25 protein-coding genes and 1 pseudogene are annotated in these 23,652 nt (G+C 68.7%); 3 read left to right on the top strand and 23 right to left on the bottom strand.

Annotation, left to right across the window (positions count from 1 at the left end; translation table 11 throughout):
* Nucleotides 1-28: 28 nt before the first annotated feature.
* From rpsQ to O7635_RS05020, 17 genes and pseudogenes are all read right to left on the bottom strand, one after another.
* A complete protein-coding gene (gene rpsQ, locus O7635_RS04940; protein WP_278079221.1) occupies nt 29-307 on the bottom strand; it encodes a 30S ribosomal protein S17 in 279 nt (92 codons plus the stop codon).
* Nucleotides 307-540 (bottom strand): 50S ribosomal protein L29, encoded by a 234-nt coding sequence (rpmC, locus tag O7635_RS04945; RefSeq protein WP_278079222.1) that lies wholly within the window; start codon nt 538-540, stop codon nt 307-309. The genes rpsQ and rpmC overlap by 1 nt, the downstream gene beginning before the upstream one ends.
* Nucleotides 540-965, bottom strand: coding sequence for a 50S ribosomal protein L16 (rplP, locus tag O7635_RS04950; RefSeq protein WP_088647000.1), 426 nt, complete (start codon nt 963-965; stop codon nt 540-542). The genes rpmC and rplP overlap by 1 nt, the downstream gene beginning before the upstream one ends.
* A gap of 5 nt (nt 966-970) precedes the next feature.
* Nucleotides 971-1,888, bottom strand: a complete 918-nt coding sequence (gene rpsC / locus O7635_RS04955; RefSeq protein WP_278079223.1) for a 30S ribosomal protein S3 — start codon at nt 1,886-1,888, stop codon at nt 971-973.
* Between the two features lie 179 nt (nt 1,889-2,067).
* A pseudogene (gene rplV / locus O7635_RS04960) lies at nt 2,068-2,475 on the bottom strand (50S ribosomal protein L22); the annotation flags it as partial.
* A gap of 35 nt (nt 2,476-2,510) precedes the next feature.
* Entirely contained in the window at nt 2,511-2,792 is a 282-nt protein-coding gene (gene rpsS / locus O7635_RS04965; RefSeq protein WP_278079224.1) for a 30S ribosomal protein S19, read from the bottom strand.
* A gap of 3 nt (nt 2,793-2,795) precedes the next feature.
* The gene (gene rplB / locus O7635_RS04970; protein ID WP_278079225.1) at nt 2,796-3,635 is read right to left on the bottom strand and encodes a 50S ribosomal protein L2; all 840 of its coding nucleotides are present in this window, start codon (nt 3,633-3,635) and stop codon (nt 2,796-2,798) included.
* Between the two features lie 12 nt (nt 3,636-3,647).
* Nucleotides 3,648-3,950 carry a 50S ribosomal protein L23 gene (gene rplW, locus O7635_RS04975; RefSeq protein WP_278079226.1) on the bottom strand — a complete coding sequence of 101 codons (303 nt, stop codon included), beginning with the start codon at nt 3,948-3,950 and terminating at the stop codon, nt 3,648-3,650.
* Nucleotides 3,950-4,594: a 50S ribosomal protein L4 gene (gene rplD / locus O7635_RS04980; protein WP_278079227.1), complete on the bottom strand. Its 645-nt coding sequence runs from the start codon at nt 4,592-4,594 to the stop codon at nt 3,950-3,952. Before rplD ends, rplW begins: the two co-directional genes overlap by 1 nt.
* Nucleotides 4,594-5,253, bottom strand: coding sequence for a 50S ribosomal protein L3 (gene rplC, locus O7635_RS04985; protein WP_278079228.1), 660 nt, complete (start codon nt 5,251-5,253; stop codon nt 4,594-4,596). The genes rplD and rplC overlap by 1 nt, the downstream gene beginning before the upstream one ends.
* A 13-nt stretch (nt 5,254-5,266) precedes the next feature.
* On the bottom strand, nt 5,267-5,575 hold the full coding sequence (gene rpsJ / locus O7635_RS04990; protein ID WP_007073037.1) for a 30S ribosomal protein S10: 309 nt from the start codon (nt 5,573-5,575) through the stop codon (nt 5,267-5,269).
* A gap of 263 nt (nt 5,576-5,838) precedes the next feature.
* On the bottom strand, nt 5,839-7,032 hold the full coding sequence (gene tuf / locus O7635_RS04995; RefSeq protein ID WP_278079229.1) for an elongation factor Tu: 1,194 nt from the start codon (nt 7,030-7,032) through the stop codon (nt 5,839-5,841).
* Nucleotides 7,033-7,145: 113 nt separating this feature from the next.
* Nucleotides 7,146-9,242, bottom strand: a complete 2,097-nt coding sequence (fusA, locus tag O7635_RS05000; RefSeq protein ID WP_278079230.1) for an elongation factor G — start codon at nt 9,240-9,242, stop codon at nt 7,146-7,148.
* A gap of 36 nt (nt 9,243-9,278) precedes the next feature.
* Nucleotides 9,279-9,752, bottom strand: a complete 474-nt coding sequence (rpsG, locus tag O7635_RS05005) for a 30S ribosomal protein S7 (RefSeq protein WP_203700023.1) — start codon at nt 9,750-9,752, stop codon at nt 9,279-9,281.
* Between the two features lies 1 nt (nt 9,753).
* Entirely contained in the window at nt 9,754-10,128 is a 375-nt protein-coding gene (gene rpsL / locus O7635_RS05010) for a 30S ribosomal protein S12 (RefSeq protein WP_014440718.1), read from the bottom strand.
* A 397-nt stretch (nt 10,129-10,525) separates the two neighbouring features.
* The gene (locus O7635_RS05015; protein ID WP_278079231.1) at nt 10,526-10,975 is read right to left on the bottom strand and encodes a hypothetical protein; all 450 of its coding nucleotides are present in this window, start codon (nt 10,973-10,975) and stop codon (nt 10,526-10,528) included.
* 62 nt (nt 10,976-11,037) lie between these two features.
* The gene (locus tag O7635_RS05020; RefSeq protein WP_278085371.1) at nt 11,038-11,385 is read right to left on the bottom strand and encodes a hypothetical protein; all 348 of its coding nucleotides are present in this window, start codon (nt 11,383-11,385) and stop codon (nt 11,038-11,040) included.
* A 28-nt stretch (nt 11,386-11,413) separates the two neighbouring features.
* Here O7635_RS05020 and O7635_RS05025 point away from each other — a divergent pair, with 28 nt between their 5' ends.
* From O7635_RS05025 to O7635_RS05035, 3 genes are all read left to right on the top strand, one after another.
* A complete protein-coding gene (locus tag O7635_RS05025) occupies nt 11,414-12,115 on the top strand; it encodes an APH(3') family aminoglycoside O-phosphotransferase (RefSeq protein WP_278079232.1) in 702 nt (233 codons plus the stop codon).
* A gap of 71 nt (nt 12,116-12,186) precedes the next feature.
* On the top strand, nt 12,187-12,528 hold the full coding sequence (locus O7635_RS05030) for a hypothetical protein (RefSeq protein WP_278079233.1): 342 nt from the start codon (nt 12,187-12,189) through the stop codon (nt 12,526-12,528).
* Between the two features lie 70 nt (nt 12,529-12,598).
* Entirely contained in the window at nt 12,599-13,144 is a 546-nt protein-coding gene (locus O7635_RS05035) for a dihydrofolate reductase family protein (RefSeq protein WP_278079234.1), read from the top strand.
* Between the two features lie 49 nt (nt 13,145-13,193).
* Here O7635_RS05035 and O7635_RS05040 read toward each other — a convergent pair whose 3' ends face one another.
* The 6 genes from O7635_RS05040 to O7635_RS05065 all read right to left on the bottom strand — a co-directional run bounded on the left by O7635_RS05040 (nt 13,194) and on the right by O7635_RS05065 (nt 23,644).
* Complete coding sequence (locus tag O7635_RS05040; protein ID WP_278079235.1) at nt 13,194-17,084, bottom strand: DNA-directed RNA polymerase subunit beta'; 3,891 nt, start codon at nt 17,082-17,084, stop codon at nt 13,194-13,196.
* A 79-nt stretch (nt 17,085-17,163) separates the two neighbouring features.
* The gene (locus O7635_RS05045) at nt 17,164-20,595 is read right to left on the bottom strand and encodes a DNA-directed RNA polymerase subunit beta (RefSeq protein WP_278079236.1); all 3,432 of its coding nucleotides are present in this window, start codon (nt 20,593-20,595) and stop codon (nt 17,164-17,166) included.
* A gap of 439 nt (nt 20,596-21,034) precedes the next feature.
* Nucleotides 21,035-21,424: a 50S ribosomal protein L7/L12 gene (gene rplL, locus O7635_RS05050; RefSeq protein WP_278079237.1), complete on the bottom strand. Its 390-nt coding sequence runs from the start codon at nt 21,422-21,424 to the stop codon at nt 21,035-21,037.
* A gap of 42 nt (nt 21,425-21,466) precedes the next feature.
* A complete protein-coding gene (rplJ, locus tag O7635_RS05055) occupies nt 21,467-22,021 on the bottom strand; it encodes a 50S ribosomal protein L10 (protein WP_278079238.1) in 555 nt (184 codons plus the stop codon).
* Between the two features lie 238 nt (nt 22,022-22,259).
* Complete coding sequence (locus O7635_RS05060; RefSeq protein ID WP_278079239.1) at nt 22,260-22,916, bottom strand: hypothetical protein; 657 nt, start codon at nt 22,914-22,916, stop codon at nt 22,260-22,262.
* Entirely contained in the window at nt 22,916-23,644 is a 729-nt protein-coding gene (locus tag O7635_RS05065; protein ID WP_278079240.1) for an ABC transporter ATP-binding protein, read from the bottom strand. The genes O7635_RS05060 and O7635_RS05065 overlap by 1 nt, the downstream gene beginning before the upstream one ends.
* Between the last annotated feature and the right edge of the window lie 8 nt (nt 23,645-23,652).

The raw sequence follows: 23,652 nt of genomic DNA on the forward strand, positions 1-23,652 counted from the left end.
CGGAGCTTGGAAGAACCGGTCGGCTTACTTACTTCGCGCGCTCGAGGATCTCCACGACGCGCCAGCGCTTGGTGGCGGACAGCGGACGGGTCTCCATGATCAGGACCCGGTCGCCGATGCCACACGAGTTCTGCTCGTCGTGGACCTTGAGCTTGCTCGTACGCCGCATGACCTTGCCGTAGAGCGGGTGCTTGACCCGGTCCTCGACCTCGACCACGACGGTCTTGTCCATCTTGTCGCTGACCACGAGGCCCTCACGGGTCTTGCGGCGCGCCCGCTCGGGAGCGGCGGTGGTGTTCTCAGTCATCACGCAGTCACCTCAGTCGGCGCGGCCGAGAGCCCCAGCTCACGCTCACGCATGATCGTGTAGATCCGGGCGATCTCCCGACGGATGACCTGCAGCCGGCGGTTGTTGTCCAGCTGGCCGGTGGCCGATTGCACGCGGAGGTTGAACAGCTCCGCCTTGGCCTCCCGCAGCAGCGAGATCAGCTCCTCTTCGGGGAGCTCACGCAGCTCGGAGGCCTTGGTGCCCGCTGCCATCAGGATTCACCCACTTCGCGCGTCACGATGCGGCACTTCATCGGAAGCTTGTGGATCGCGCGACGCATCGCCTCTCGCGCGATCTGCTCGTTGGGGAAGGACATCTCGAAGAGCACCCGACCCGGCTTGACGTTGGCCACCCACCACTCGGGCGAGCCCTTGCCGGAACCCATCCGGGTTTCGGCGGGCTTCTTGGTCAGCGCCTGGTCCGGGAACACCGTGATCCAGACCTTGCCACCACGCTTGATGTGTCGGGTCATCGCGATACGCGCCGACTCGATCTGACGGTTGGTGACGTAGGCCGGCTCCAGCGCCTGGATTCCGAACTCGCCGAAGACCACCCGGTTGCCGCCCTTGGACGCGCCGTGGCGGTCCGGGTGGTGCGGCTTGCGGAAGCCCTTCGGGGGCTTACGCGGCATCAGCATCGAAATCAGCCCTCCTGCGCTGAGTTTTCCGACCCAGCAGAAGCTGCTGGCGAAGTAGCCGGCGCAGCCGGAGCCGCGCTGGCGGTGTCGTTCGTGGTGGGCTCGGCGGCCGGGGCGGCCGGCGCCGCCGGAGCGGCCTGCTCGGCCTGGGCCTGCTGCTGCGCGGCCCGACCCGCCTCGGTGCCACCCGCGGTCGTGCCGGACGAGCCGGACCGGCCGCGGCGCGGACGCTCGGGACGGTCGCCCCGCTCGCGACGCGGACGCGGCGCGCCGGCGTCAGCCGGAGCCTCCCGACCCGGAACGGCGTCGCCCTTGTAGATCCAGACCTTCACGCCGATGCGGCCGAACGTGGTGCGGGCCTCGAAGAACCCGTACTCGATGTTGGCGCGCAGCGTGTGCAGCGGAACGCGACCCTCACGGTAGAACTCCGTGCGGCTCATCTCGGCGCCGCCGAGGCGGCCCGAGACCTGCACCCGGATGCCCTTGACGATCGGGTTCTTCATCGCCGACTGCATGGCCTTGCGCATCGCCCGGCGGAAGCTGACCCGGCTCGACAGCTGCTCGGCCACGCCCTGCGCGACGAGCTGCGCGTCCGACTCGGGGCTCTTCACCTCGAGGATGTTGAGCTGCACCTGCTTGCCGGTGAGCTTCTCGAGCTCGCCGCGGATCCGGTCGGCCTCCGCGCCCTTACGGCCGATGACGATGCCCGGCCGGGCGGTGTGGATGTCGACGCGGACCCGGTCGCGGGTGCGCTCGATGTCGACCTTGGAAATGCCCGCGCGCTCCAGGCCCTTGGACATCATGCGGCGGATCTTGACGTCCTCCGCGATGTAGTCCTTGTAGAGCTTGTCCGCGTACCAGCGGGACTTCCAGTCGGTCGAGATGCCGAGCCGGAACCCGTGCGGGTGAACCTTCTGACCCATTACTCGGTCCCCTCCTCGGCGGTCTCGTCCGCCTTGGTGTCCGTCGCCTTGCTCTCGGTGGCCTTGGTCGCCTTGGTGGCCTTGGTCGCCTTCTTCGCGGCCTTCTTGGCCGGCGCCGGCTCGTCGGCGGCGGTCGCCTCGGTCGTCTCGGGCGCCTCGGTCGCCGGAGCGGCCTTGGTCGCCTTCTTGGCCGGAGCGGCCTTCTTGCCCGGGCGGGCGGCCGGAGCCACCGCCTCGACCGCCACGGTGATGTGGCAGGTGCGCTTGCGGATCCGGTACGCGCGACCCTGCGCCCGCGGCCGGAACCGCTTCATGGTCGGCCCCTCGTCGACGAACGCCTCGCTGACGAGCAACGCGTCGGGGTCCAGCCGCTCGTTGTTCTCCGCGTTGGCGATCGCGCTGGCGAGCACCTTGTAGACCTGCTCGCTCGCCGACTGCGGAGCGAACTGGAGCACCGTGAGCGCCTCCTTCGCGGGCAGACCGCGGACGAGGTTGACCACTCGGCGCGCCTTGTTCGGCGAGATGCGCACGTGGCGCGCAACCGCCCGCGCGCCCGGAAGCGCCGGAGCGTCGCCCTTGACTGGCATCGCTGTAACCCCTCTGATCCTCTATCTGCACCGCGTCAGCGGCGGCGGCTCTTCCGGTCGTCCTTCTCGTGACCCTTGAACGTGCGGGTCAGCGCGAACTCGCCGAGCTTGTGCCCGACCATCGCCTCGGTGACGAACACCGGGACGTGCTTGCGCCCGTCGTGCACGGCGATCGTGTGACCGAGCATGTCCGGAACGATCATCGAGCGGCGCGACCAGGTCTTGATGACGTTCTTGGAGCCCTTCTCGTTCTGCGTGTCCACCTTCTTCATCAGGTGGTCGTCGACGAACGGGCCCTTCTTGAGGCTGCGTGGCACGGATTAACCCCGCTTCCGGTTGGCGTAACGACGGCGGACGATCAGCCGGTCGCTCGGCTGGCCCTTACGGCGGGTGCGGCCCTCGGGCTTACCCCACGGGTTGACCGGGTGGCGACCACCGGACGTCTTGCCCTCACCACCACCGTGCGGGTGGTCGATCGGGTTCATCGCGACACCGCGGACGGTCGGGCGCTTGCCCTTCCACCGCATGCGGCCGGCCTTACCCCAGTTGATGTTGCTCTGGTCGGCGTTGCCGATCTCACCCACGGTCGCGCGGCACCGCACGTCGACCCGGCGGATCTCGCCCGAGGGCATCCGCAGCGTCGCGTACTGGCCCTCGCGGCCGAGCAGCTGGATGCCGACGCCGGCCGAGCGGGCCAGCTTGGCGCCGCCGCCGGGGCGCAGCTCCACGCCGTGCACCTGGGTGCCGACGGGGATGTTGCGCAGCGGCAGGTTGTTGCCCGGCTTGATGTCGGCGGTCGGACCCGACTCGACGCGGTCGCCCTGCTTCAGGTCCTTCGGCGCGATGATGTAGCGCTTCTCGCCGTCGGCGTAGTGCAGCAGCGCGATGCGCGCGGTGCGGTTCGGGTCGTACTCGATGTGCGCGACCTTGGCCGGCACGCCGTCCTTGTCGACCCGCTTGAAGTCGATGATCCGGTACTGCCGCTTGTGGCCGCCGCCCTGGTGCCGGGTGGTGATCCGGCCGTGGGCGTTGCGCCCGCCCTTCTTGGGCAGCGGGGCCAGCAGCGACTTCTCCGGCGTCGACCGGGTGATCTCAGCGAAGTCGGCGACGCTGGAGCCACGCCGGCCCGGCGTCGTCGGCTTGTACTTACGGATAGCCATTGTCTATACCCCTCAGCTGACCGGGCCGCCGAAGGCCTCGATGCGGTCGCCCTCAGCCAGCTTCACCATCGCGCGCTTGGTGTCCTTGCGCTTGCCGAAACCGCTGCGGGTGCGCTTGCGCTTGCCCTCGCGGTTGAGCGTGTTGACGGTCAGGACGCGGACGTTGAAGATCTGCTGAATCGCGATCTTGATCTGCGTCTTGTTGGCGGACGGGCTCACCTCGAACGTGTACCAGTTACGGTTCAGCTCGCTGTAGCTCTTCTCCGACACGATCGGCGCGACGATGATGTCGCGCGGATCCGCGATGGTCGCCATCAGTTCTCCTCCTGCGCGGCCTCGGCCGGCACACCCAGGAACTCGTCCAGGGCGTCCTTGGTGAAGACCACGTCGTCGGCGACCAGCACGTCGTACGTGTTGAGCTGGCCGGCCTCGATCAGGTGCACCCGCGGCTCGTTGCGCAGCGACACCCAGTTGTTCTCGTCGGTCTCGGAGAGCACCACGAGGACCCGCTTGGCCGTCGTCACCTTGGCCAGCGTGGCCAGGGCGGCCTTCGTCGACTTGCCGTCGTTGACGAAGGTCTCGACCACGTGGACGCGCCCGCCGCGGGCCCGGTCGGAGAGGGCGCCACGCAGGGCGGCGGCCTTCATCTTCTTCGGGGTCCGCTGGCTGTAGTCACGCGGGACCGGGCCGTGCACCACGCCACCGCCGGTGAACTGCGGTGCGCGCAGCGAGCCCTGCCGGGCGCGGCCGGTGCCCTTCTGCTTGTAGGGCTTCTTGCCGCCACCGCGAACCTCGCCGCGGGTCTTGGCCTTGTGCGTGCCCTGGCGCGCGGCGGCCAGCTGGGCCACCACGACCTGGTGCATCAGCGGGATGTTGGCCTGCGCGTCGAAGATGTCGCCGGGCAGCTCGACCGAGCCGCTCTTGCCACCGTCGACGGTGATCACGTCGACCGAAGTCATCACGCACCACCCTTCGTGACCAGCGTCTTGGCCGCGGAGCGGACCAGGATCAGCGCGCCCTTGGGGCCCGGGATGGCGCCCTTGACGAGCAGCAGGTTGTTCTCGGCGTCGACCGCCTGAACGGTCAGGTTCTGCACGGTGTAGCGGCGACCGCCCATGCGACCGGCCATCCGCACGCCCTTGAAGACGCGACCCGGGGTCGCGCAGGCGCCGATGGAGCCGGGCGAGCGGTGCTTGCGCTCGACACCGTGGCTGGCGCGCAGGCCGTGGAAGCCGTGGCGCTTCATGACGCCCGCGAAGCCCTTGCCCTTGGTGCGGCCGGTCACGTCGATCGCCGCGCCGGGCGCGAACGTGTCGACGGTGACCTCCTGGCCGAGCTCGTAGTCGCCGGCGTCGGTCGTGCGCAGCTCGACGATGTGCCGCCGCGGCGCCACACCCGCCTTCGCGTAGTGACCGGCCTTCGGCTTGTTGGCCTTGCGCGGGTCGATCGCGCCGTAGGCGAGCTGCACGGCCGAGTAGCCGTCCTTGTCACCGGTGCGGACCTGGGTCACGACGCACGGGCCGGCCTGAACCACCGTGACCGGGACGACGCGGTTGTTGTCCCAGACCTGGGTCATGCCGAGCTTGGCGCCCAGGATGCCCTTCACTTGCCTGTCCATGAGTTCGCAGTCCCTACAGCTTGATCTCGATGTCGACGCCGGCCGGCAGGTCGAGGCGCATCAGCGAGTCGACCGTCTTCGGCGTCGGGTCGATGATGTCGATCAGCCGCTTGTGCGTGCGCATCTCGAAGTGCTCGCGCGAGTCCTTGTACTTGTGCGGCGAGCGGATGACGCAGAAACGGTTGATCTCCGTGGGCAGCGGCACCGGGCCCGCGACCTGCGCCCCGGTGCGGGTCACCGTCTCGACGATCTTGCGCGCCGACGAGTCGACGACCTCGTGGTCGTAGGCCTTGAGCCGGATGCGGATCTTCTGTCCCGCCATGGTGGCTTCTGTTCCTTCTCTCGATGCCGCTCTTGTCGTGGGTTAGCCCCACTCCTCCGACCCCCGCGGTCGGGCGTGTCGCGCCCTGTGGCCAGGCTCCGCCGCAAAGCGGCGGTGTCTTCTTCGGGGGCCGGGCACCCCAAAAATCCGGGGCGCCACGCGCGAGGGTGGCTGTCAACCGAGGGCCGACAGCCACCCGTCGCGTACGCAACCTGACTAGTATGCCGGATCCAGTCCGGCAGGTCTAATCGGGGGTTACCTGTTTACTTGATGATCTTCGTGACGCGACCCGCGCCGACCGTACGACCACCCTCACGGATCGCGAACTTGAGGTTCTCGTCCATGGCGATGGGCTGGATCAGCTTGACGGTCATCGTCGTGTTGTCGCCCGGCATGACCATCTCGGTGCCCTCAGGCAGCGTGACGACGCCGGTGACGTCCGTGGTGCGGAAGTAGAACTGCGGCCGGTAGTTCTGGAAGAACGGGGTGTGCCGGCCACCCTCCTCCTTGGAGAGGATGTAGACGGTCGCCTCGAACTCCGTGTGCGGGGTCGAGGTGCCCGGCTTCACGACCACCATGCCGCGCTCGACGTCCTCGCGCTTGATGCCGCGGAGCAGCAGACCGACGTTCTCGCCCGCACGGGCCTCGTCGAGCAGCTTGCGGAACATCTCGATGCCGGTGCAGACCGTCTTCATCGACTTCTCCTTGATGCCGACGATCTCCACCTCCTCATTGGGCTTGAGCACGCCACGCTCGGCGCGGCCGGTCACGACGGTGCCACGACCGGTGATCGTGAAGACGTCCTCGATGGGCATGAGGAACGGCTTCTCGGTCTCGCGCTCGGGCTGCGGGATCGCGGTGTCGACCGCGTTCATCAGCTCCATGAGCTTGTCGGTCCACTCGGGGTCGCCCTCAAGGGCCTTGAGCGCCGAGACGCGCACGACCGGCAGGTCGTCGCCCGGGTACTCCTGAGCCGAGAGCAGCTCGCGGACCTCGAGCTCGACCAGCTCGAGCAGCTCCTCGTCGTCGACCATGTCGCTCTTGTTGAGCGCCACGACGATGTAGGGAACGCCGACCTGGCGGGCCAGGAGCACGTGCTCACGCGTCTGCGGCATCGGGCCGTCGGTCGCCGCGACCACCAGGATCGCGCCGTCCATCTGCGCGGCACCGGTGATCATGTTCTTGATGTAGTCGGCGTGACCCGGGCAGTCGACGTGCGCGTAGTGCCGCGCCTCGGTCTGGTACTCGACGTGCGCGATCGAGATCGTGATGCCGCGGGCCTTCTCCTCCGGCGCCTTGTCGATCTCGTCGAACGGCGTGTACGGGTTCACGTCCGGGTACCGGTCGTGCAGGACCTTGGTGATGGCCGCGGTCAGCGTCGTCTTCCCGTGGTCGATGTGACCAATGGTGCCGATGTTGACGTGCGGCTTAGTCCGCTCGAACTTCGCCTTCGCCACTGGTGTCCTCCTCAAGGACTTCTTGTTCCGTGCGTCCTCGGCACCCTACGGCACCGACGACACTGTCCACTTTGTGGGTGCTGGGACGACGAAGCCCCAGCACCCTCACACAGCTATTCGCCAGTTGCCTTGGCGATGATCTCCTTCGCGACGTTCTGCGGAACCTCGGCGTAGGAGTCGAACTGCATGCTGTAGCTAGCCCGGCCCTGGGTCTTGGACCGCAGGTCACCGACGTAGCCGAACATCTCCGACAGCGGCACCAGGGCCCGGACGACGCGAGCGCCGCTGCGCTCCTCCATCGCCTGGATGATGCCCCGCCGGGAGTTGAGGTCGCCGATCACGTCGCCCATGTTCTCCTCGGGCGTCGTGACCTCGACCGACATCATCGGCTCGAGCAGCGCGGGATCGGCCTTGCGGGCCGCTTCCTTGAGCGCCATCGAACCGGCGATCTTGAACGCCATTTCCGACGAGTCGACCTCGTGGTACTGGCCGTCGACCAGCGTCAGCTTGACGCCGACCAGCGGGTAGCCGGCCAGGATGCCGTACTGCATGGCGTCCTGGGCGCCGGCGTCCACGGAGGGGATGAACTCCCTCGGGATGCGACCACCGGTGACCGCGTTGGCGAACTCGTAGGTCGGGGCGTCGTTGTCGAGCGGCAGCGGCTCGAGGCTGATGATCACCCGCGCGTACTGGCCGGAGCCACCCGTCTGCTTCTTGTGGGTGTATTCGACCTTCTCCACCTTGCGGCGGATCGTCTCGCGGTAGGCCACCTGCGGCTTGCCGATGTTGGCCTCGACGTTGAACTCGCGCCGCATGCGGTCGACCAGGATGTCGAGGTGCAGCTCGCCCATGCCGGCGATGACCGTCTGCCCGGTCTCCTCGTCGTTGAAGACGCGGAAGGTCGGGTCCTCCTCCGCCAGGCGCTGGATCGCGGTGCCCAGCTTCTCCTGGTCGGACTTGGTCTTCGGCTCGATCGCGACCTGGATGACCGGCTCCGGGAACGTCATCGACTCCAGGATGACCGGGTTGGCCGGGTCGCACAGCGTGTCGCCGGTGGTGGTCTGCTTGAGACCCTGCACGGCGATGATGTCACCAGCCTGCGCCGTCCCGCGCTCTTCGCGCTTGTTGGCGTGCATCTGGTAGATCTTGCCGATCCGCTCCTTGCGGTCCTTGGTCGAGTTGATGACCTGCGAACCGGAGTCGATCGTGCCGGAGTAGACGCGCACGTAGGTGAGCTTGCCCAGGTGCTTGTCCGTCTGGATCTTGAACGCGAGGGCCGAGAACGGCTCCGAGTTCGACGGCTTGCGCTGGAGCGGGGTCTCACCGTCGGTGGCCACACCCTCGATCGCCGGGATGTCCAGCGGCGAGGGCAGGAAGTCGACGACGGCGTCGAGCATGGGCTGCACGCCCTTGTTCTTGAAGGCCGAACCGGTCAGCACCGGGTTGGCCTTGCCCGCCACCGTGGCGCGGCGGATGCCGGCCTTGAGGTCCTCGACGGTGAGCTCTTCACCCTCGAGGTACTTCTCGGTGATGGTGTCGTCGACGTCGGCGAGCGTCTCGATCAGCTTCTCGCGCCACTCGGCGGCCTGGTCGGCGAGGTCGGCCGGGATCTCCTCGACCGCGTAGTCCTCGCCCTTCTGGGTCTCCCCACGCCAGGTCAGCGCGCGCATCCCGATCAGGTCGACGACGCCGATGAAGTCGGACTCGTTGCCGATCGGGATCTGCAGCACGAGCGGAGTCGCGTTGAGCCGGTCGATCATCATCTGCACGCAGCGGAAGAAGTCGGCGCCGGTGCGGTCGAGCTTGTTGACGAAGCACATCCGCGGAACGTTGTACTTGTCCGCCTGCCGCCAGACGTTCTCGGTCTGCGGCTCCACGCCGGCGACGCCGTCGTAGACCGCGACCGCACCGTCCAGGACGCGCAGCGACCGCTCGACCTCGACCGTGAAGTCGACGTGGCCGGGCGTGTCGATGATCTGGATCGTGTGGTCCTTCCACTCACACTTCGTCGCAGCCGAAGTGATCGTGATGCCCCGCTCCTGCTCCTGCTCCATCCAGTCCATGACGGCAGCGCCCTCGTGGACCTCACCGATCTTGTACGTGATGCCGGTGTAGAACAGGATCCGCTCGGTGGTCGTGGTCTTACCAGCGTCGATGTGCGCCATGATGCCGATGTTGCGAACCTTGGCGAGCGCGTCTGCGGCGGCCACTTCAATCCCTCTTCGTCGTCGTCGTGCGGTGGGTGGTTACCACCGGTAGTGGGCGAAGGCCTTGTTGGACTCCGCCATCTTGTGCGTGTCCTCGCGTCGCTTCACCGCGGCGCCGAGGCCGTTGCTGGCGTCGAGCAGCTCGTTCATGAGGCGCTCGACCATGGTCTTCTCGCGGCGGGCCTTCGAGTACTGCACCAGCCAGCGCAGACCGAGCGTGGTCTGGCGGGGCGCGCGCACCTCGATCGGCACCTGGTAGGTGGCGCCACCGACGCGGCGGCTCTTCACCTCGATGGCCGGCTTCACGTTGTCCATCGCGCGCTTGAGGATGACGACGGGGTCGGTGCCGCCGCTCTTCTCCCGAGCGCCCTCGAGCGCGCCGTAGACGATGCGCTCGGCGAGCTGCCGCTTGCCGCGCAGCAGGATCTTGTTGACCAGCTGGGTCACCAGCGGCGAGTTGTAAACCGGGTCCGCGACCAGCGGACGGCGCGGGGCTGGGCCTTTACGCGGCATGTCAGCTCTTCTCCTTCTTGGCGCCGTAGCGGCTGCGGGCCTGCTTGCGGTTGCGGACACCCTGGGTGTCGAGCGACCCGCGCACGATCTTGTAACGGACGCCCGGAAGGTCCTTCACACGGCCGCCACGCACGAGCACGATCGAGTGCTCCTGCAGGTTGTGGCCGACGCCGGGGATGTAGGCCGTGACCTCGATCTGGCTGCTGAGCTTGACGCGAGCGACCTTGCGCAGCGCCGAGTTCGGCTTCTTCGGGGTGGTGGTGTACACGCGGGTGCACACGCCGCGCCGCTGAGGGCTCCCCTTCAGCGCGGGGGTCTTCGTCTTGCTCGTCTTCGCCTGCCGGCCCTTGCGGACCAGCTGCTGGATCGTTGGCACCGGGTTTTCCGCTCCCTTCGGCCGCTTCCTCGCGGCCGCGCCGTCGTCGCCTTGGCCGCCCGGGTGGGCGACCCTCCAACACTCCAACCAGGAGCTGGTGCTCCCGGATCCCGCGGTCGGGCGTGTCGGCCCTTCCACGGTCCCCGTGCGCGCTGACGCGAGCCCGGGTTTTCTGCCATTGTCGTGCTCACGCACTCGGCGGCTTGTCGCTGCCTGGCCAGAACGGTGCGCGCACGCACGGATTGCCCGGGCGAGCCCGGGCACGAAAGGAAAGAGTACCCATCGCCGGCGCGCAGGTCAAAACCCCTGTGACACCCGCGGTTGGCCCCTATCTCCATCAATTGTAGCGGCTGCGTCGGCGAGCCGCCGAGCCAGGCGCTTTGGCCGGGTTCGGGCCTTACGCCGCGATCTGGAGGCTCAGCGCGGCGAAGAACGCGATCACGGCGATGACCAGCCCGACGATGCCGCAGATGAACCCCGACGTGGCCAGGCCGCGCCCCTGGAACCGCATGGCCGCGGCGGGCCCCACGCGGCGGATCTGCCGGCGGGCCAGTACCCCGAGCGCCACACCGGCCACTCCGGCCACGACCGCCAGCACGGTGAACGCGCCGGCGGCCCAGGCGCCCCACCCGGCCTCGGAGCCGACCAGCCCGAAGCAGAGCACGATGAACGCCACGACGATCGAGGCGACGCCCGTGATCAGCGCGCCGATCGCCAGCCCGGAGGTGGCCGGCGGAACCTCCAGGTGCACGACGCCGAAGCCGGTGCCCGGCACGGCGTCGACCCGCCGGGTGCGCTGCTGCGCGTCGGTCGGCGGCGGCACCGACACGGGCCGCGGCTGATTCACCGGGTACGACGGTCCGCCCTGCTGCGCCACGCCCACGAGCATGCCATGCCGCCGCGAGCGGATCAGTCGACGCCGGGGGCGAAATCCTGGACGCCGGCCGGGTCGGCGGAGTTGAGGATGCCGATCACGGTGGCGATGACGACCGTGGCGATGCACAGCATGACGCCGATCCAGGCCAGGCGTTCGCCGCGGCGGATCCAGAGGCCGCCGGTGAGGAAACCACCCGATGCGTACGCCTCGCGGCGGGCCTGGCGGGCCAGCACCAGCGCCACCGTGGCCGGGACGATCCCGCCGACGACCACGCCGGTCATGGCGGCCAGCAGCCCCAGACCGAACACCGCGCCGGCCTTCGTCGACCGGACCGGGTCCGGGTCGAGCGGGTGCCGCAGCGCTTCCGTGGGTTGCACGATCCTGACCCTATCCGCCCATCATGGCCGCGTGACCGAATGGCACCTGGTATCCACCGGTAGGTCCGGCGCGCTGGTCTGGCGGGGGCCCGGCGTCTATCGCAAGCGGGGCAAGCCGGACGAGATCGCCGCCGAGGCGGCCCGGCTGAGCTGGCTCGCCGGCCAGGGCTTCCCGTGCCCGGAGGTCGTCGACCACCGCCCGGGCGAGCTGGTCACGACGGCGCTCCCCGGCCGCCCGGGGTCCGCGGACTGGCCCACCGCCCGCCGGCCGGCCCTGGCCGCGGCGATCGGGGCCCTGCTCCGCGACCTGCACCAGCTGCCGGTCGCCGACTGCCCGTTCGACCGCACCCTGGCTACGACGATGGCGCTGGCCGCGGCGAATACCGACGTCGACCTCGACGACCTCGACCCGGCCCGGGCCGGCTGGTCCGCCGATCGCCTGCTGGCCGAGCTGCGCGCGACCCGCCCCCGCGATCCGGAGGACCTGGTGGTGGGCCACGGCGACCCCTGCCTGCCCAACTTCCTCTTCGACGACGACTTGCGCCCCACCGGCGTCGTCGACGTCGTCCGGCTCGGCGTGGCCGACCGCCACAACGACCTGGCCATCGCCACGCGCCACCTCACCGCCCGCTGGTCGTCCGCGTCCGCGGCGGACCTGCTGACGGCGTACGGCCGACCGGACCCGGATCCGGCGAAGATCGCCTTCTACCGACTGCTGGACGAGTTCTTCTGACGCCGCGTGACCTGGATCACTGAAGCGGGAAGACGATCCGCGCCTCCGGGTCGTTCCGCCACGACGTCCCGGTGCACGCGGACGGCGACTGGGGCAACTGGCTGGTGAGCGACGACGCGGTCACGCTGCTGGACTTCGAGCGCGCCCGCTTCGGCGCACCGGCCGACGACTGGATGCTGCTGGCCGTCACCAGCGGCCAGCACCTCGACCTGGTGCTCGACCTGATCGCGGATGCGACGGCCACCGATGTGACGACCCTCCGGACCGCCTGCGAGCTCCGCGACGCCGCCTGCCTCGCCGAGGATCTCGCCAACGCCCTGGCGCAGCCCGAGGCACCAGCCTGGCTGCCGCAACGCCTCGACGACCTCGAAGGCTTGGTCACCGGCCGCCGCTGGTGGCGCGGCGCCGGCTGACCGGCGATAGCGTCCTGTGCAGACCACGACCCGAGGAGGGCAATTGGGAGCGTCCGTACTGTTCATGTCGATGTCCGTGGACGGGTTCATCGCCGACCCGGACGACAGTCTCGGCGGCGCCGACGGCAACCGGCTGCACCACTGGGGGCAGGAGGCCGACGGCGAGACGTTTCGCACCGACGGCGTGGCCGGTCAGCTGATGGCCGAATACAACGCGACCGGGGCCGTCGTGGCCGGCCGGCGGACCGCGGAGATCACCGATCATTGGGGCGGCTCGCATCACGGCATGCCGATCTTCGTGCCGACCCATCGCCCGCCCGGCCCGACCGTGGCCGACCAACCGCTGGTCACCTATGTCCAGGACGGCATCGAGAGCGCGATCGCGCAGGCCAAGGCCGCCGCCGGTGACCGGGACGTGCTCGTGCACGGCGCGTACACCGGGCAGCGGGCCCTCGAGGCCGGCGTACTCGACGAGATCCAGATCCACCAGATCCCGATCCTGCTCGGCCGCGGCCGCCGGCTCTTCGACGTGCTCCCCCGCGAGATCGAGCTCGAGATCGTCCGGGTCATCGACACCCCGGAGGCCACCCACCTGCGCTACCGGGTGAAGCGATAGCGAAAGGCGCCCTCCCCCGAAGGGAAGGGCGCCTTTCGGAACGATCCGACTAGCGGTACGAGCCGAAGTCGAAGTCGTCGAGCGGAACCGCCTGCCCGCCGGCCGGGCCGAAACCGTAGTCGGTCTCGGGGTACCCGGTCATCGAGTAGACCTTGGCCTTCGCCTCCTCGGTGGGCTCGACCCGGACGTTGCGGTACTTGCTGATGCCCGTACCCGCCGGGATGAGCTTGCCGATGATGACGTTTTCCTTCAGGCCGATCAGCGAGTCGCTGCGGGCGTGGATCGCCGCGTCCGTCAGCACCCGGGTGGTCTCCTGGAAGGAGGCCGCCGACAGCCACGAGTCCGTGGCCAGCGAGGCCTTGGTGATGCCCATCAGCACCGGACGGCCGGCCGCGGGCTCGCCGCCCTCGGACACGAGCCGGCGGTTCTCCGACTCGAACAGCGCCCGGTCGACCAGCACACCCGGCAGGAACTCGGTCGAGCCGGAGTCGATCACCGTGACCCGCTTGAGCATCTGGCGGATGATGATCTCGATGTGCTTGTCGTGGATGAGCACGCCCTGCGAGCGGTAGACCTCCTGGACCTCGTTGGTCAGGTGGACCTGGACCGCACGCGGACCGAGGATGCGCAGCAGCTCGTGCGGGTCGATGGTGCCCTCGGTGAGCTTCTCGCCCACCTCGACGTGCGCACCGTCGGCCGCCCGGAGCTTGACGCGGCGGGACACCTTGTCGTGGACGATCTCGTCGCTGCCGTCGTCCGGCACGATGATGATCTTCCGCGAGCGCTCGCCGTCCTCGATCCGGATGCGACCCGGAGACTCCGCGATCGGCGCCTTGCCCTTGGGGACACGGGCCTCGAAGATCTCCTGGACACGCGGCAGACCCTGGGTGATGTCCTCACCCGCGACGCCACCGGTGTGGAAGGTACGCATCGTCAGCTGCGTGCCCGGCTCACCGATCGACTGCGCGGCGATGATGCCCACCGCCTCGCCGACGTCGACGGTCTTGCCGGTCGGCAGCGAACGGCCGTAGCACGCGGCGCAGACGCCCAGCTTCGACTCACAGGTCAGCACGCTGCGCACCCGCACGGTGTCGACACCGGCGGCCACGAGCTTGTCGATCAGGATCGAGTTGAGGTCGGCGCCCCGCTCCACCACGAGCGAGCCGTCGGCGCCCTTGATGTCGTCGGCCAGCGTCCGGGCGTGCACACCGGTCTCGGCGTGCTCGTGGACCATCAGCTTGCCGTCGGGGCCGTTCGTACCCACCTGCATGGTGATCGCCCGGTCGGTCCCGCAGTCTTCCTCGCGGATGATGACGTCCTGCGAGACGTCGACCAGACGACGGGTCAGGTAACCCGAGTCGGCGGTACGCAGCGCGGTGTCGGCCAGACCCTTACGGGCACCGTGCGTGGAGATGAAGTACTCCAGCACGGACAGACCCTCCCGGTACGAGGCCTTGATCGGCCGCGGGATGATCTCGCCCTTCGGGTTGGCCACCAGACCACGGATCGCGGCGATCTGGCGGAGCTGGAGGAGGTTACCGCGGGCACCCGAGTTGATCATCTTCCACAGCGGGTTCTCCTGCGGCAGTGCGGTCTCCATCTCCTTGGCGACCTCGTTGGTCGCCTTGGTCCAGATCTCGATGAGCTCGCCGCGACGCTCCTCGGCGGTCATCAGACCACGCTGGTACTGCTTGTCGATCTGCTCGGCCTCGCGCTCGTAACGCTCCAGGATCTCCCACTTGCGCGGGGGCTGGATGACGTCCTCCATGCCGATCGTCACGCCGGACCAGGTGGCCCAGTGGAAACCGGCCTCCTTGAGCCCGTCGAGGGTCGCGGCCAGCGCCACCTTCGGGAACCGCTCGGCGAGGTCGTTGACGATCGCCGAGAGCTGGCCCCGCCGGATCTCGTAGTTCACGAACCGGTAGCCCTGGGGCAGGGTCTCGTTGAACAGGATCCGGCCCAGGGTGGTGTCGACGGTCAGCTGCTGACCCGGCGTCCACTCCTCCGGCGCCTCCCAGGCGGGCTGGCCGGCGCCGTTGTCGACCTCGACGACGTTCTGCAGGCGGACCTTGATCGGCGCCTGCAGGTGCAGCTCGCCGTTGTCGAACGCCATCCGCGCCTCGGCGTCCGAGCTGAACGCCCGGCCCGCGCCCTTCTCCTCCGGAGAGAAGTGGGTGAGGTGGTAGAGGCCGATGACCATGTCCTGGGTGGGCATGGTGACGGGCTTGCCGTCGGCCGGCTTGAGGATGTTGTTGGACGACAGCATCAGGATCCGCGCCTCGGCCTGGGCCTCGGCGGACAGCGGCACGTGCACCGCCATCTGGTCACCGTCGAAGTCGGCGTTGAAGGCGGTGCAGACCAGCGGGTGGATCTGGATCGCCTTGCCCTCGACCAGCTGCGGCTCGAAGGCCTGGATGCCGAGGCGGTGCAGCGTCGGCGCGCGGTTGAGCAGCACCGGGTGCTCGCCGATGACCTCTTCCAGCACGTCCCACACGACCGGGCGCTGGCGCTCGACCATGCGCTTGGCGGACTTGATGTTCTGTGCGTGGTTGAGGTCGACGAGCCGCTTCATCACGAACGGCTTGAACAGCTCGAGCGCCATCTGCTTGGGCAGGCCGCACTGGTGGAGCTTGAGCTGCGGGCCGACGACGATGACCGAACGGCCGGAGTAGTCGACGCGCTTGCCGAGCAGGTTCTGCCGGAAGCGGCCCTGCTTGCCCTTGAGCATGTCGGACAGCGACTTCAGCGGACGGTTGCCGGGGCCGGTGACCGGCCGGCCGCGACGGCCGTTGTCGAACAGCGCGTCGACGGCCTCCTGCAGCATCCGCTTCTCGTTGTTGACGATGATCTCGGGAGCGCCCAGGTCGATCAGGCGCTTGAGCCGGTTGTTCCGGTTGATCACCCGGCGGTAGAGGTCGTTCAGGTCGCTGGTCGCGAACCGGCCACCGTCGAGCTGGACCATCGGCCGCAGGTCCGGCGGGATCACCGGAACGCAGTCGAGCACCATGCCGAGCGGCGAGTTGCGGGTGTTGAGGAACGCCGCCACGACCTTGAGCCGCTTGAGCGCACGGATCTTCCGCTGGCCCTTGCCGCTGCGGATGATCTCGCGCAGCAGGTCGGCCTCGGCGTCGAGGTCCATGTTCTCCAGCAGGGCCTTGATCGCCTCGGCGCCCATGCCGCCGGTGAAGTACTCACCGAACCGGTCACGCAGCTCGCGGTAGAGCAGCTCGTCGGTGACCAGCTGCTTCGGCTCCAGCTTGCGGAAGGTGTCGAGCACCTCGTCGAGGCGGTCGATCTCGCGCTGCGCCCGGTCGCGGATCTGGCGCATCTCGCGCTCTCCGCCCTCCTTGACCTTGCGGCGCACGTCGGCCTTGGCACCCTCGGCCTCGAGCTCGGCCAGGTCGGCCTCGAGCTTGGCGGCGCGACCCTCGACCGCGGAGTCCCGGCTGTTCTCGGACTGCCGCTTCTCGGCGAGGATCTCGTTCTCGATGGTGCTCAGGTCGCGGTGGCGGGCCTCGGTGTCCACGGCGGTGACGACGTAGGACGCGAAGTAGATGATCTTCTCGAGGTCCTTGGGCGCGAGGTCGAGCAGGTAGCCGAGGCGGCTCGGCACGCCCTTGAAGTACCAGATGTGCGTCACGGACGCGGCCAGCTCGATGTGGCCCATCCGCTCACGCCGGACCTTGGAACGGGTCACCTCGACGCCGCAGCGCTCACAGATGATGCCCTTGAACCGGACGCGCTTGTACTTACCGCAGTAGCACTCCCAGTCCCGCTGAGGACCGAAGATCTTCTCGCAGAAGAGCCCGTCCTTTTCCGGCTTCAGGGTGCGGTAGTTGATCGTCTCGGGCTTCTTGACCTCGCCGTGCGACCACTGACGGATGTCGTCAGCCGTGGCCAGGCCAATGCGCAGCTCGTCGAAGAAGTTGACGTCGAGCAATTTATGTCCCTCGAGTCTGTCGTTGCTCTTTACCTACCGGGCGGGGAGCCGGGACCCCTGTCGGAGCCCCGGCTCCTACTCACACTTCCTCGACGCTGCTCGGCTCACGCCGGGACAGGTCGATGCCGAGTTCCTCCGCGGCGCGGAACACCTCGTCGTCGGTCTCGCGCATCTCGAGGGCCACGCCGTCGCTGGAGAGCACCTCGACGTTGAGGCACAGCGACTGCAGCTCCTTGAGCAGCACCTTGAACGACTCCGGGATGCCCGGCTCCGGGATGTTCTCGCCCTTGACGATCGCCTCGTAGACCTTGACTCGGCCCAGGACGTCGTCGGACTTGATCGTGAGCAGCTCCTGCAACGCGTACGCCGCGCCGTAGGCCTGCATCGCCCAGCACTCCATCTCGCCGAACCGCTGGCCACCGAACTGCGCCTTACCACCCAGCGGCTGCTGCGTGATCATCGAGTACGGGCCGGTCGACCGAGCGTGGATCTTGTCGTCGACCAGGTGGTTCAGCTTCAGGATGTAGATGTAACCGACCGCGATCGGGTCGGGCAGCGGCTCGCCGGAACGACCGTCGAACAGCTGCGCCTTGCCCGAGCCGCCGACCAGCTGCACCCCGTCCCGGTTGGGCAGGGTGCTGCTGAGCAGACCGGTGATCTCCTCTTCCTTGGCGCCGTCGAAGACCGGGGTCGCGACGTTGCTGTCGGGCTCGGAGTCGCCGGCGCCGATCGACTTCAGCGCGGTCTTCCACTTGGCGTCGTCGCCGTCGATCTTCCAACCGGTCTTGGCGACCCAACCGAGGTGCGTCTCCAGGACCTGGCCGATGTTCATCCGGCTCGGCACACCGAGCGGGTTGAGCACGATGTCGACCGGCGTGCCGTCCTCGAGGAACGGCATGTCCTCGACCGGCAGGATCTTGGAGATGACGCCCTTGTTGCCGTGGCGGCCGGCGAGCTTGTCGCCGTCCTGGATCTTGCGCTTCTGTGCCACGTAGACGCGGACCAGCTCGTTGACGCCCGGGGGCAGCTCGTCGCCGTCCTCCCGCGAGAAGGTCCGGACGCCGATGACCGTGCCGGTCTCGCCGTGCGGCACCTTCAGCGAGGTGTCGCGGACCTCACGCGCCTTCTCACCGAAGATCGCGCGGAGCAGCCGCTCCTCCGGGGTCAGCTCGGTCTCGCCCTTGGGCGTGACCTTGCCGACCAGGATGTCGCCCGTGACGACCTCGGCGCCGATCCGGATGATCCCCCGCTCGTCGAGGTCGGCGAGCATCTCCTCGCTGACGTTCGGGATGTCGCGGGTGATCTCCTCCGGGCCCAGCTTGGTGTCGCGGGCGTCCACCTCGTGCTCCTCGATGTGGATCGAGGTGAGGGTGTCCTGCTGCACCAGCTTCTGGGACAGGATGATCGCGTCTTCGTAGTTGTGACCCTCCCAGGGCATGAACGCCACGAGCAGGTTGCGCCCGAGCGCCATCTCGCCCTCGTCGGTGCACGGACCGTCGGCGATGACCTGGCCGGCCTCGACCCGGTCGCCTTCGAAGACCACCGGCTTCTGGTTGACGCAGGAGCCGGAGTTCGACCGACGGAACTTGTGCAGGAGGTACGTCCGGCGGTGGCCGTCGTCCTGGTGCACCGTCACGTAGTCGGCGCACAGGTCCTCGACCACGCCACCGACCTCGGCCACGACCACGTCACCGGCGTCGACCGCGGCACGGTATTCCATGCCCGTGCCGACCAGTGGCGACTCGGCCTTGACCAGCGGCACGGCCTGACGCTGCATGTTGGCGCCCATGAGCGCGCGGTTGGCGTCGTCGTGCTCGAGGAACGGGATCATCGCGGTGGCGACCGAGGTCATCTGCCGCGGCGACACGTCCATGTAGTCGACGGCGGCACCGGCCACGAAGTCGACCTCACCGCCCTTTCGACGGACCAGGACGCGGTCGTCGGCGAAGGTGCCGTCGCTGTTGAGAACAGCGTTGGCCTGCGCCTTGACGAACCGGTCTTCCTCGTCGGCCGTCAGGTAGTCGATCTGGTCGGTGACCCGGCCGTCCTCGACCTTGCGGTAGGGCGTCTCGATGAAGCCGAACGGGTTGACCCGCCCGAACGTCGAGAGGGCGCCGATCAGGCCGATGTTGGGGCCTTCCGGCGTCTCGATCGGGCACATCCGGCCGTAGTGGGACGGGTGCACGTCGCGGACCTCGAAGCCCGCCCGCTCACGGGACAGACCACCCGGGCCGAGCGCGCTCAGCCGGCGCCGGTGGGTGAGACCCGCCAGCGGGTTGGTCTGGTCCATGAACTGCGAGAGCTGCGAAGTGCCGAAGAACTCCTTGATCGCCGCCACGACGGGACGGATGTTGATCAGGGTCTGCGGCGTGATCGCCTCGACGTCCTGGGTCGTCATCCGCTCGCGGACGACGCGCTCCATGCGGGACAGGCCGACCCGAACCTGGTTCTGGATCAGCTCGCCAACCGTCCGCAGGCGCCGGTTGCCGAAGTGGTCGATGTCGTCGGCCTCGTAGCCCTCCTCACCGGCGTGCAGCCGGCAGAGGTATTCCACGGTGGCGACGATGTCGTCCTCGGTCAGCGTGCCCTTGTTGATCGGGACGTCGACTTCGAGCTTCTTGTTGAACTTGTATCGACCGACCTTGGCGACGTCGTACCGCTTCGGGTTGAAGAAGAGGTTGTCGAGCAGGGTCTGCGCGTTCTCCCGCGTCGGCGGCTCACCCGGCCGCAGCTTGCGGTAGATGTCGAGCAGCGCCTCGTCGATGCCGGCGATGTGGTCCTTCTCGAGCGTGGTCATCATCAGCTCGGACCAGCCGAACCGCTCACGAATCTGCTCGTTGGTCCAGCCGATCGCCTTCAGCAGGACGGTGACGGCCTGCCGACGCTTGCGGTCGATGCGGACGCCGACGGTGTCGCGCTTGTCGATGTCGAACTCCAGCCAGGCGCCCCGGCTCGGGATCACCTTGACGCTGGAGAGGTCGCGGTCGGAGGTCTTGTCCGGCTGCTTGTCGAAGTAGACACCGGGCGAACGGACGAGCTGGCTCACCACGACGCGCTCGGTGCCGTTGATGATGAACGTGCCCTTGGGCGTCATCATCGGGAAGTCACCCATGAACACGGTCTGGCTCTTGATCTCGCCAGTCGTGTTGTTGGTGAACTCCGCCGTCACGAAGAGCGGTGCGCAGTAGGTCAGGTCCTTCTCCTTGCACTCTTCGATCGAGGCCTTGACCTCGTCGAAGCGGGGCGCGGAGAAGGAAAGGGACATGGTGCCAGAGAAGTCTTCAATCGGACTGATCTCATCGAGAATCTCTGCGAGACCCGAGCGGGCGTGCGGATCATCAGCCGACCGGCCCTGCCACGCCTCGTTGCCGACCAGCCAGTCAAACGACTCGGTCTGGATGGCGAGGAGGTTGGGGACCTCGAGGTGTTCGGTGATCCGGCCGAAGGAAATTCGGCGGGGAGCGAAAGCGCTCGACGTACGACTGGTCTTCGCAGGGCGGGAAGCTGCCAAGATGCGTCCTTCCGAGGACCGGTGTTGCTAAACGGCCGTTGTTCGTGCAGTCCGACGGGCCCTCCCCGCAAACGTCCAGTTGGACATTACGGACAGGGTCAAAGACGGAAGACACGGCAAACTAGCAGTGTAGCCGAATGGCTAACCGCTGTCCAGCCCGTGGCGCAGGAGGCCGCGGAGCGTGTCTCAGGGCGCTGGAAAGGCGCCAAACTGGCCGCTCAGAACGCGTCTTCTGCACCTCAATCAGGTCTGGTGTCCCATACCCAACCGGTGGCTGTTGCAAGCGCGGAAGGTCTTGCTGATGTCAGCGTGCCTGTCAGCACACTCCGCGTCAAGGGTTATGACGCGGGTCGGACCAGGTCTTTGAACTAGATCCGGATCCAGCGTACGCCGACGGGCGGCAACCGTGTCCTGGTCGCCGCCCGTCCGGTGTCCGTACTTACTTCAGGGTGACCTTGGCGCCCTCGGCCTCGAGCTTGGCCTTGGCCTTCTCCGCGGTCTCCTTGTTGGCCTTCTCGACAACGGCCTTCGGCGCGCTCTCGACCAGGTCCTTGGCCTCCTTGAGGCCCAGGCCGGTCAGCTCGCGCACGACCTTGATGACCTGGATCTTCTTGCCGCCGTCCGCGTCGAGGATGACGTCGAACTCGTCCTGCTCCGCGACCTCTTCGGCCGGGGCGGCAGCGCCACCGGCGCCCGCCGCCGCGACGGCCACGGGGGCGGCGGCCTTGACGTCGAAGGTCTCCTCGAACTGCTTCACGAACTCGGAGAGCTCGATCAGCGTCATCTCCTTGAACGCGTCGAGCAGCTCGTCGGTGCTGAGCTTCGCCATGTTTCCTTACCTCTTTTGGTAGATCGTGGGTCGGTGATGCGCTCAGGCCGCGTCGGCGACCGGGGCGCCTTCCTGCTCGCGCTTGTCCTGCAGAGCGGCGACCGTGCGAACGGTCTTCGACAGCGGCGCCTGGAACAGGGCCGCGGCCTTGGCCAGGTTGGCCTTCATGCCGCCGGCCAGCTTGGCCAGCAGCACCTCGCGGGACTCGAGGTCGGCCAGGCGGTTGACCTCAGCGGCCGTGATCGCCTTGCCCTCGAAAACGCCGCCCTTGATGACGAGAAGCGGGTTGGCCTTCGCGAACTCGCGCAGGCTCTTGGCCGCTTCCACGACGTCGCCGGAGACGAAGGTGAGCGCGGTAGGACCGGAGAACAGCTGCTCGAGGCCGTTGATACCTGCCTCCGACGCCGCCCGCTTCGCCAGCGTGTTCTTGGCGACCGAGTAGGTGACCTCCTTGCCGAGCGAGCGCCGCAGCTGGGTCAGCTGCGACACCGTCAGGCCGCGGTACTCGGTCAGCACGGTGGCGCCGGAGCTACGGAACTGCTCGGTGAGCTCGGCGACGGCGGTGGCCTTGTCGGCCCGAACCGGCTTGTCCGCCATGTCCCTCCTTCCAAATGCTCGAAGCTGGTCGGTGCTCGGCTCCGGCAAACGAAAACGCCCCGGCGCAGGGCGCACGGGGCGGGAGGGCGGCTTGCGGCCGCGGGCTCACGATCCGTCCAACCTGCGCGGGCCGCCCGTTGTCTGCAGGGCCTTCGACCGCGCCTCGCGGCGCGATGACCAGCGGTCTCTGGTGGAACTTCGCGGCAAAGGTTACGCGACGCGGCCGGTCGGTGCCAAATCAGCTCCGGGTACGGCGGAACCGGGCATAGCCGGTGATCACCACGGCGGCCCAGAGCGCGGCCTGCACGGTGAGGGCCGGGATGCCGGTGCTGCCCCGGCGGTCGGCCAGGGTGCGGGCGGCGGCCATGAGCGGCGGGGCGAGCCACGGGACCGCCGAGCCGTCGAGACCGAGGACGATCGCCAGCACCGAGCCGGTGACCAGGACGGCTATGCCGTACAGCGTCGATCTGGTGATCGGGCGGCTGGCCAGGGCGCCGAGGCCGACGGCCGCGACCAGGCTGGCGGCGTGGGCCCAGAGGCCCGGGCCGATGCCGGCCGGGTGCTCGATGCCGCCGACCAGCCAGGGCAGCACCATCGCGAGCGCCACCGTCGCGCCACCGACCACGGCCGCGGCGGCCAGGCCGGCGGTCACCTCGCGGCGGAGGCCGACCGCGGTGATCGCGAGCCGGCGCTGGACGTCGGGTTCGGTGTCGAGGAGCAGCTTGACCTGCCAGGCGATGACCGGGAAGAGGGCGACGGCGGAGAAGCCGTAGGCCTCGGCCGCGTCGGACCGGCCGCCGCCGTAGATGGTGCCGACGACGACCAGGGTGCCGAGCAGGCCAGGCAGGGCGCGGCCGCTGCGCAGGAAGGCGGTCAGGCGCATCCGGACCAGCATCAGACCCTCGCCTTCGTACGCACGGCGACGACGTCGTGCCCGTCCGCCCGCAGCGCCTCGGCGGTCGCTTCGGCGGTCGCGGCGGGCACCTGGATCTCGATGATCGCGGTGTCGTCCGGTGTCGCCTCCTGTGCGGTGACCGTGCCGTCGGCGACCGTCACGGTGGTCGCGCCGGGGAGGCGGCCGGTCTCGCCGCGGTGGTCGCTGACCAGCACGATGCCGCCGGCGCCGACCACCTCCGCGACGATCCCGGGCACGAGGTCGCGGGCCGCGGCGTCGAGGCCCTCCCAGGGCTCGTCGAGGACGAGCAGCTTCGGGCCGGGGATCAGGGCCTGGGCCAGGCCGACCTTCTGCGCGGTGCCCTTGGAGAGCTCGGCGAGCCGGGTGCCGCGGTAGGGCTCGAGGCCGAGCCGGTCGACCCAGGCGTCGATGGCGTGCCGGGCCGCTCCTGGGTGGAGCCGGGCCATCGCGGTCAGGTAGCCGGCGACGGTGAACGGCTGGTCGGCTGGGAAGCGCTCGGGCACCCAACCGACCGGCGTGGGTCGATCATGGACGCGGCCACGGCTGGGTCGCAGGACGCCGGCGACCAGTTGGAGCAGCGTCGACTTGCCGACGCCGTTGCGGCCGAGCACGACGACCGTGCCGCCCGGCGGCAGATCGAGACAGATGTCGCGCAGCACCCACCGACCCTGCCGCCCGTAGCGGTAGGAGACCCCGTCCAGACGCACGCCGTGAC

It is taken from the genome of Asanoa sp. WMMD1127 (genome assembly GCF_029626225.1).
Lineage (GTDB): Bacteria > Actinomycetota > Actinomycetes > Mycobacteriales > Micromonosporaceae > Asanoa.

Excerpts from the sequence above, each read along its gene's own strand:
- rplL (WP_278079237.1), bottom strand. The coding sequence starts at position 21,424 with ATGGCGAAGCTCAGCACCGACGAGCTGCTCGACGCGTTCAAGGAGATG.
- O7635_RS05060 (WP_278079239.1), bottom strand. The coding sequence starts at position 22,916 with ATGCTGGTCCGGATGCGCCTGACCGCCTTCCTGCGCAGCGGCCGCGCC.
- rpsJ (WP_007073037.1), bottom strand. The coding sequence starts at position 5,575 with ATGGCGGGACAGAAGATCCGCATCCGGCTCAAGGCCTACGACCACGAG.
- rpsQ (WP_278079221.1), bottom strand. The coding sequence starts at position 307 with ATGACTGAGAACACCACCGCCGCTCCCGAGCGGGCGCGCCGCAAGACC.
- rplW (WP_278079226.1), bottom strand. The coding sequence starts at position 3,950 with ATGGCGACCATCGCGGATCCGCGCGACATCATCGTCGCGCCGATCGTG.
- rpsG (WP_203700023.1), bottom strand. The coding sequence starts at position 9,752 with ATGCCGCGTAAAGGCCCAGCCCCGCGCCGTCCGCTGGTCGCGGACCCG.
- rplB (WP_278079225.1), bottom strand. The coding sequence starts at position 3,635 with ATGGCTATCCGTAAGTACAAGCCGACGACGCCGGGCCGGCGTGGCTCC.
- rpsC (WP_278079223.1), bottom strand. The coding sequence starts at position 1,888 with ATGGGTCAGAAGGTTCACCCGCACGGGTTCCGGCTCGGCATCTCGACC.
- rplP (WP_088647000.1), bottom strand. The coding sequence starts at position 965 with ATGCTGATGCCGCGTAAGCCCCCGAAGGGCTTCCGCAAGCCGCACCAC.
- rplC (WP_278079228.1), bottom strand. The coding sequence starts at position 5,253 with ATGGACAGGCAAGTGAAGGGCATCCTGGGCGCCAAGCTCGGCATGACC.
- O7635_RS05035 (WP_278079234.1), top strand. The coding sequence starts at position 12,599 with ATGTCCGTGGACGGGTTCATCGCCGACCCGGACGACAGTCTCGGCGGC.
- rplJ (WP_278079238.1), bottom strand. The coding sequence starts at position 22,021 with ATGGCGGACAAGCCGGTTCGGGCCGACAAGGCCACCGCCGTCGCCGAG.
- rplD (WP_278079227.1), bottom strand. The coding sequence starts at position 4,594 with ATGACTTCGGTCGACGTGATCACCGTCGACGGTGGCAAGAGCGGCTCG.
- rpmC (WP_278079222.1), bottom strand. The coding sequence starts at position 540 with ATGGCAGCGGGCACCAAGGCCTCCGAGCTGCGTGAGCTCCCCGAAGAG.